Raw genomic sequence first — 547 nt, forward strand, 5'->3', positions numbered from 1 at the left:
GTGTTAGCTTGTTAAGTCAAATAGCTTTTGTTCCTATCTTTTTGAGCCATTGGGGTGCTGAAACGTATGGTGTCTGGTTACTTTTTTTAGCTTTTTTAGGCTTCGCAGGACTAATACAAGGAGCTCATAGAGATTTCATTTATTATGAAAGCTTAAAGCTTGGTAAACAGAATATTGATAAGGTTTGTCTGCAATTATCTTCAGCATTGCCGATTGTTGTGTTAACCTCATTTGTTGTATTCCTGGTTGTTTATTTGCAATTTGAATATTCAATTATTGATTCCTCATTTGGTCTTTCTGAGGAGTTAAGACAAGATTTTTTGCTTTCAGCAATGATACTGGTTTTGGTTCTTATGGTTTCTAGTAACTATTATGGATTTTTGCTGGGGCCAGTTATTTTGCTGGGGTATTATCCTTTTATTACCTGGTCTAAAGTGATTATGGCCTTTGTTGTGTCAATTACACCTGTCTTTGTTGTTGTTTTTGGTGGGGGATTAATTGATGCTGTAATAGGATGGGCTATTGCTACTTTTTTTGTGAATATGAT

At 34.9% G+C, this 547-nt stretch carries 1 protein-coding gene; it reads left to right on the top strand.

Annotated features, from left to right (window positions below):
- On the top strand, positions 1 to 547 hold a 547-nt coding region (locus tag Q4563_RS15685), incomplete at both ends, for a hypothetical protein (protein WP_303605125.1).

The organism is Gilvimarinus sp. 1_MG-2023, from assembly GCF_030548285.1.